Genomic DNA, 7,075 nt, shown 5'->3' on the forward strand with positions numbered 1-7,075 from the left:
CGTTTAACGTTGGGTAATCCGCATCAATATCATGGCGCATTGTGTCGGCTTCTTCACCTTGAAAATGAACGGTGATTTTAGTTTTTGCGTAACCTTGCCCACGTCCAATCTCTAACGCTTCCATGATTGATTTTTCGTTGTATTGCGCCAGCGTTAAGATCTCGCCGTCCTCGAAATGATTTGACTCACTCCAAACCACCTCTATTTTTTCGATCACTTTTTCTTCTTCAAAATCATTGAATGATTCAATGGTTGCCAGCTCAACAGGCTCAATCGTTTCTAGCTCTACGGCTTCCGCTTTGCTTTCTTCGCACTCGATAGCATCAAACGTTAAAACAATGTCATTAGAAAAATGGTAAGGACAATCTGAAAAACGCACTTTAGTTAGAACACCATCAAACACATTCATATAGATTTCTAGATCGCGGTATTCTGCCTCGTACCACTTTCAGAAAAAATCCACGTCTACGACTTTTGGCTCGTTGTTATTCCAGCAATCATCCATCCCCATAGATTGAGTTTTCAGCACGATTTTGGTCGCTACTGACAACAACAAAGCGATTTTATTTTTCGCGTTCTTGCGAAGTTTACCGGCTTTAAAGCTCTTGAGGATTTCAGATTTGGAAGAGCCTGACTGCTCCAGCGGGGATACGCTGGTCGCTTGCTGCTGATTAGTGATTGTTGAGTGGATTGCAGTTGAGTGTGTCATGGCAGTGATTCCTATGTTTAGTGAGTTTTCATCTTCGTTTTCGCCTGACTGTCCACTCCTCAAACATGGTTCTTATCTGCAAGGGCGCGAAGCGTTTATATACCCTTGCAGATAAGGAGCTGATTTGAGGATGGTTACAGGAAGACGCGAGAACGGGGGTGAACAACTCACGCATAGACATAGGATGAACGACATGGCACATGAGACGGCAAGCCGCGATTACAAGCACTTATCAGAAGAAAGTGAAATGCTTTGTGAGTACTCCGCAGGAGTGGGAATGCTCTAGCGAAGCGCGCCGCTTCAGGCGCATAGCGTAGTTGCGTTAGGGATTGTGTGGCAGGAACTTAAACGAACAGAGCCGGCTAATGCCAAGTGAAGCATGAACCTGGTATAAGCCAGCTCGTATTGAGTTAAGTTATCGACACGAGGCGAAGCCGAAAAGCCCGACCGCTTTAGCGGTAACGCCCAATGCTTAAAGCGATTAGGTAATAATCAAATGGAATTGTTGAAGAAACAAAAAGATAGAGCGTAGAGCAGAAAGGCACTAGAATGGCGCAGGGTGCTTTTGGTGATTTACCGAAAGCAATTCCAAGTTTTTGCGGACGGTAAATATCAAAAAACCCCGAAAGTTGTTTAAAACTAACGAGGTTTAGAGATGTTCTATGCAAGACAAATCTTAGCCTCTATTGAGATTCAAATCAAGGAGGCAAGAGTATGCCAAGAAATAAAACTGCCCTATTGGGCTTAACCGTTATTTGTTTAACGATTTTGTGTTTCACATGGATGGTAAGAGACTCACTTTGTGAGCTTCAATTCAGGGATGGAAACTCGGTAATTTCGGCGACACTTGCCTACGAATCGAGATAGTAGCTGAACAAGGTGGGGATTCCGAATCCCCACCTTGATTTAGTTTTGTTTGTGACGGCCATAAGCACCCATGTTTGTGTTGTGATAGTTATGACGGCGAAAAGTCCTAGACCTTTCGCCGTTATCACTGCAGGTGATAAAAAAGGTAAGGAAGCAATGGCGGCATTTCAGATCATTTTCAAAGATGTAGAAGAGAACGAGTTAAGTAAGGAAGTTGTTTTTATGAAAGGCTTACCAGCGGCTAAATGTTCAGCTAAAGCGACAGCGCCAGCAAACGCCTATAAAATCGAGATAACCGACCTGATGGGTAAAGAGTTAACACGCATCACATTAGGCCAATCCAGCAAATGGCATGACGCTATTTAGCAAGGTGCTTTTCGAGGACTTCACGCATCCGCCAGTATTCATCAAAACTCAACGGGTCAGGTGTATCGAGCACAGATTCACGGATGAATTGTTTGGCAGGTTCTAATTTGATATTTAGATATTGCTGGGTAACAAACAAGAGCTTGGAATAACTTGGCTTATTAAACACAAGCGGCTTTTTCCCTTTCACTCTGACCTCAAAGCGTTCGATGACATAATCATCCTCGCCAGCCTCAAGACAAACCCAATCGTCAAATTCCAATAGCAACACCTCAACAAGCAAATTGATGCACATCATACACCTATAGGTGATAACCCATCTAGTAGAGCGTCAATTAACCATGTGTTCGCTTGGTGATCACACGCCACATGATCGCTAGATAACTCGCTATTGTCCAAAGCGAGTTGACCATAATGAAAGAGCAGATCTCAATGAGCTACTTTCACAATACTTTGTGAGCTTACGGGAGGTTAGCTTACATAAGCATGTAAAGGTGGCTCTAGCCGAAGCAAGAGCCTGTGTTGATTAGGTATTAGATTGGTAATTCCAGGGTAAGAACTGCTGTGGCGCCGCCTTAACCTCACTTTGCATCCGCTGTATCGTATTGAAGTAATCCAGCACATTGACACCAGCTTCTGCCGATGTTGCTATCATCGTCATTATCACATCAGCTATACTCGCGCCAGCCTGTGTCTTATGGAACATCGCATTCTTGCGGTTTCTAGCAACCAGTTTCAGTGCCTGCTCCGCCCGGTTATTGTCCAGCTTCGCTCCTTCAACCCGACAGAAACCCATCAACCCTTCATAGTGTTTACTGAAGTAATTAATAGCTTTACCAAGACTGCTGTTTTCTTCAACATTACCACTTTCAAGTTCAGCCTCGCCCCAGTCTCGGATCTGCTCCATCACCGGAAGTGATAACTTATGGTGCCAGGCCAATCGTTTCTCAGCGTTTAGACCCCGCTCTCCGGCTTCATCATCTTGTCGCCAGATTTCCCCGTACCACTTTAATACCTGCTCCACCTCTTCTGGGAACTGGTGGAGAACATCTGCAAATTGCCGTCGTCCGTGACTATTGCACAGACAATGTTTTACCTCGTAATCGAGATACGGACGGTTGCTAGATAAGGCATCACTCATCAGTATTGGCGGAGCAAGGACCTTGTCTCGCTTGCTTAAAATCTCGTCAATGAACTCGCCTGCATGACCTATGTTGGTTTGATACAACACGATATTGCGCCCGTCTTTTAAGCTGGCAACTAAGCCGGAGCTGTAAACGCCACTCCGCTCCCGAGTTTTTGTACCATTTCGCTGTGGTTTTTCAATCGGGAGCTTGTCTAAGATCCTGTTACTCGTGTCATCTAGGTAGTAATGCTCTGCGTCTGCCGCAAAAACTCTTAACAAGTTATAAATTGGCTGTAGGCTATTGGCGACCAACTCGGTTTGGTCAAAGATGGTTGAGGCGGTTAGTTTAACCCCCATCAATGCCTGAGTGCTTTCCTGACGGTGGTAAGGGGCACCGGCAAAAAACTTGTGCAATGCCATTAGACTGCGAGCACTGTAACCATATTTCTGACCCGGCTCACCATCCTCAATCACCTTATCAGGCAGCTTAGCCGTAAAGTATTCTCCACAAGCATTGCAGCGCAATCGTTCCATAATATGCTGATCCGGTACGAATGGGCTTTGCCCAGTGATCCGTAACAAAGTGGCAGGTTCGTACTTATACAGCTTACCTTGCTGACATTCAGGGCAGAGTTCGCCTTTATTTAGGCTATCCAATGTATGCTGAATTACCTTCGGTTTTACTGGCGAGTTTAGTTTGGTGACTTTAGGTTTAGGGCGTTTTTGACCGCGCTTTTTGTTCTTCGTGTTTTTCTGACCAAGCAGGGTATCCATGGACTCCGATGACCTGACCATACCAACCAGCTTACGCAACTTATGCAAGGTGATATCGTTATCAGACAGACGCTCTTACAGAGCGGCCAGCGTCTTTAATGCCTTCAGCAATATCAGGCAGTCTTCCGGACTCAGCGCTAGATCGTACTCCTTCGCCTCCTGTACTCGCTGGATAAGTTCGTCTAGCTCTTCACTGTCGATATCGGTAAAGTCTTGCGCCATCTTGTTTCCTGTCGTTCGGGCTGTTTTGTTGATGGGGTTCATTATTCCACCACAGTATGATCGGTCAAATAGATCGTGAGGATCAATAATCCGATAGATAAAACTGTGCGTACAATCATAGTTTTTGCCAGCCAGAGCGACCAGTCAGCAGTGATTTCAGCTGCCTAGCGGCCAAAGGGGTCACCCCCTCCATGTGATGAAGAGGCCAGTCCTGGAAGCGGCCTTTAGTCAGACGTTTACTCATTAACCAGAAGCCAGAGCCGTCATAACATAACGCCCTTAGCATGGTTTTTCGACGGTTGGTAAACAAAAATAGAGTTCCGCTACGAGGTTCCTGTTTTAGTTGATGACGACATAGGGCTGCGAACCCGTCAATGCCACAGCGGAAATCTGCTGGTTTAATGGCAAGTAGGATCTTGGTATCCGCAGTAAGGTGAATCATCGGAGCTCTCCCGCTTCTTGTATCAGAGCTCGCAGCAAGTCAGTAGGCAGCTCTCCACTAATGCAGATCTGACTTGAATTGGGCAGGATGAGTTGTAGGTCCATATCTAACTTGTGTTGTAAATCGGGGTCAACTTGTAGCGGAACAAAATCGGGTGTTAGGTGCTTAGTCGGAAGTTGCTTGCGCCAGTCGTTGATCTGGGTAGAACAGATCCTGAGTGCTTTAGTGACCTGGCCAATCCGATACTCTTCGAGCAGTTCAAGAGCCAAGCGTCGTAGCTCATCAGGGATACTGACATGTTTATTGGTGCGGTTTTGTCGCCAGTGCTCATAGTCAGCAATAGCCTGATTTAGCTTTTCCTTGTTTTGCATGGTGCATTCCTCATGTTGGGTATGCACTCAGTAAATCAGAGCCGATTGATTAAGTTGAGCTATGCAGCCGTAAGCTCACCGTATGTTTCACCAACTTGTGCGTTGTAATTTCTTAGACTTAACCGTCCACCAAGCAACTGTTTCACCCGATACATAGCGGTTTCTGATAGGGAGCGTTTGTGATAGCCATAGCGCTCTTTCCAATGCTTGTTTGAACCATATAGCTTTTGGCAACCAACCGCTAAGTTTCTTGGATGACCTCGTTCCCAGAATGCAGCTCCCTCTCGTGGCGGCATGAGCGCAACCGCTCGTTTAATTTGAATCGCCTTATGGCAATTCCTTGTGTCATAAGCACCATCGCCTGATATATCACGGATTTTCCGACGTGTTTGTTTAAGCAAATTAGGCAGCACTTCAGCATCAGTCACCGTTGATAAACTTAACTCTGCGGCAATAATTTCATGTGTACTCGTATCTACTGCGAGGTGTAATTTTCGCCACACTCTACGTTTACCATCCGTGCCATGTTTTTTGACTTTCCATTCGCCTTCACCATAGACCTTAAGGCCTGTTGCATCGATAGCAAGGTGCTGAATCGGTCCTTTGGTTTTCGTTTTGAAACTCACATTAACGTCTTTGGCTCGACGACTGATACAACTGTAGTGTGGGCAGCGCAGTGGAAGTTGAGCAAGTCGAAATACAGAGTCCATAAACCCTTGTGCAGCACGAAGTGGCATTGAAAAAATACGCTTTACCATCAAAGCGGTTGTGATGGCTAAATCACTGAAAATACGAGGTCTCCCGCGCTTGTTTTGTTTGCCTTGTTTCCACTCTCTTATCGCTTCCTCGTCAATCCAAAACGTCAGAGAGCCGCGGTTAATGAGAGCTTGATTGTATTGCTTCCAGTTGTATGTTTTGTAACGAGGTTTCGACATGAGACTACAGTCTTGGATGAATGTAGCCGATCAGATCGTAAGCTTTGGATTTGGTTCCATCGATTTACGCAACAAAGCCGAAACAAAGCCCAACAAAGCCATCCGCCATAGCCCATCAAGCCTATATCGTCACAATAAATCACTTTTTTTTTTGATGATGATGATTTATTTTGCTGTTCTTAAATTTATAAAATAAGAATTATGAGAACGGAAAGTTTTAATCAAGCAGGGAAAATTAATCAAACAAATCATCATAAATATGATTACAATCCTAACTCTGTGTTAGAAAGGTCGATCGTTTCTGTTGGTAGTGTATTGTGTCGGTCATGACTCCAACGAACAAGCGATATACGATAACGATTTAACTCGCTATAAGCTAACTCCATAATCCAACCATGATCCTTAAAATCATCCGATTGTTTTAAATCTCTTTCATTTCAGATCGAGATTGAATATGAAAGATATCGTTCAAATTAGTTAGTTCATCAAATGGCACTTCGATTACTATAGGCTTGATTATATTCGAACGATAAAGCAATGTTCTGTCGGTTATTTAACTTTGAATAGAAAAAGAATCAGTCTGCTCGAAGTGCATTAAAGTAATTATAGTGTTCTAATTTAAGATTTTGAAATGTCAAATCATGACATTTCACTATGGCAAATCAAAAACAAACATTATTTAAAACGCAAGTTAACCAGGAGATCAAATGAATTTATTAAGTGCAGCTTTACATGGCTTGGCTAGTATTGCTAACTATAATTCACCTACAAATGTAAATAGTACCTCTTCACTTTCTTCCAGTGTATTAAATGTCAAGCCATCTGATTATGCAATGGGAAGTGGTGGGAAATATGATGCTGAAACTGTTGCTGGTTTTAGAGAGATAAAATATAGAAATTATGATTGCAAAATACCTATAGTTCCAGAAAGTGAAACATTTTGGAAAAGTGCTGAATCACTAGCTCAAAGCTTTGAAATTGAAATGTTTAACTTGAGAATTTCAAATGAAGTCAACAAAAGCACGTTAATACCAATTTTGAAAAAAATAACAAGAGCTCCATCAGAATGCATGGAGAATATTAATTATATTGTTCATGAAATGAAGTGCTCCTATCCACTAGCGTTTAGTAAAGCATATTCAAAATTAACTCAATATCAAAAGAGTGTTGTTGACCACCTATTAAAAATGGAACCTAAATACCCATATATACATGAGTATGGTGGCAAGTCTCCTTGTGCTTAAGTTCTAATACATAAACCTT

The 7,075-nt window shown here is 43.3% G+C and carries 11 protein-coding genes; 3 read left to right on the top strand and 8 right to left on the bottom strand.

What is annotated here, in order from left to right; translation table 11 throughout:
* On the bottom strand, window positions 1–409 hold a 409-nt coding region (locus RH85_RS23305; RefSeq protein ID WP_006712885.1), incomplete at its 3' end, for an LPD25 domain-containing protein.
* Window positions 410–448: 39 nt separating this feature from the next.
* Window positions 449–709: a hypothetical protein gene (locus tag RH85_RS23310; protein ID WP_006712887.1), complete on the bottom strand. Its 261-nt coding sequence runs from the start codon at window positions 707–709 to the stop codon at window positions 449–451.
* A 714-nt stretch (window positions 710–1,423) separates the two neighbouring features.
* Here RH85_RS23310 and RH85_RS22375 point away from each other — a divergent pair.
* Window positions 1,424–1,576, top strand: coding sequence for a Hok/Gef family protein (locus RH85_RS22375; RefSeq protein ID WP_005596367.1), 153 nt, complete (start codon window positions 1,424–1,426; stop codon window positions 1,574–1,576).
* Between the two features lie 90 nt (window positions 1,577–1,666).
* Window positions 1,667–1,942 carry a hypothetical protein gene (locus RH85_RS12925; protein ID WP_241210398.1) on the top strand — a complete coding sequence of 92 codons (276 nt, stop codon included), beginning with the start codon at window positions 1,667–1,669 and terminating at the stop codon, window positions 1,940–1,942.
* Here the strand turns inward: RH85_RS12925 and RH85_RS12930 are convergent.
* The 6 genes from RH85_RS12930 to RH85_RS12950 all read right to left on the bottom strand — a co-directional run bounded on the left by RH85_RS12930 (window position 1,935) and on the right by RH85_RS12950 (window position 5,812).
* Window positions 1,935–2,237, bottom strand: coding sequence for a hypothetical protein (locus RH85_RS12930; protein ID WP_006712894.1), 303 nt, complete (start codon window positions 2,235–2,237; stop codon window positions 1,935–1,937). The two genes, RH85_RS12925 and RH85_RS12930, sit on opposite strands and share 8 nt — an antisense overlap.
* A gap of 231 nt (window positions 2,238–2,468) precedes the next feature.
* A complete protein-coding gene (gene tnpC, locus RH85_RS12935) occupies window positions 2,469–3,890 on the bottom strand; it encodes an IS66 family transposase (protein WP_241210399.1) in 1,422 nt (473 codons plus the stop codon).
* Window positions 3,891–3,917: 27 nt separating this feature from the next.
* Window positions 3,918–4,106, bottom strand: a complete 189-nt coding sequence (locus tag RH85_RS23480; protein WP_241210400.1) for a hypothetical protein — start codon at window positions 4,104–4,106, stop codon at window positions 3,918–3,920.
* A gap of 73 nt (window positions 4,107–4,179) precedes the next feature.
* Window positions 4,180–4,506 (bottom strand): IS66 family insertion sequence element accessory protein TnpB, encoded by a 327-nt coding sequence (gene tnpB, locus RH85_RS12940; RefSeq protein ID WP_006712901.1) that lies wholly within the window; start codon window positions 4,504–4,506, stop codon window positions 4,180–4,182.
* The gene (locus tag RH85_RS12945; protein ID WP_006712903.1) at window positions 4,503–4,877 is read right to left on the bottom strand and encodes a hypothetical protein; all 375 of its coding nucleotides are present in this window, start codon (window positions 4,875–4,877) and stop codon (window positions 4,503–4,505) included. Before RH85_RS12945 ends, tnpB begins: the two co-directional genes overlap by 4 nt.
* Window positions 4,878–4,936: 59 nt before the next feature.
* On the bottom strand, window positions 4,937–5,812 hold the full coding sequence (locus tag RH85_RS12950) for an IS5 family transposase (RefSeq protein WP_006712904.1): 876 nt from the start codon (window positions 5,810–5,812) through the stop codon (window positions 4,937–4,939).
* Window positions 5,813–6,519: 707 nt separating this feature from the next.
* Here RH85_RS12950 and RH85_RS12960 point away from each other — a divergent pair.
* Entirely contained in the window at window positions 6,520–7,056 is a 537-nt protein-coding gene (locus RH85_RS12960; protein WP_006712908.1) for a hypothetical protein, read from the top strand.
* The last annotated feature ends 19 nt before the right edge of the window (window positions 7,057–7,075 follow it).

This window comes from Vibrio ichthyoenteri ATCC 700023, from assembly GCF_000222605.1.
GTDB classification, from domain to species: Bacteria; Pseudomonadota; Gammaproteobacteria; order Enterobacterales; family Vibrionaceae; genus Vibrio; species Vibrio ichthyoenteri.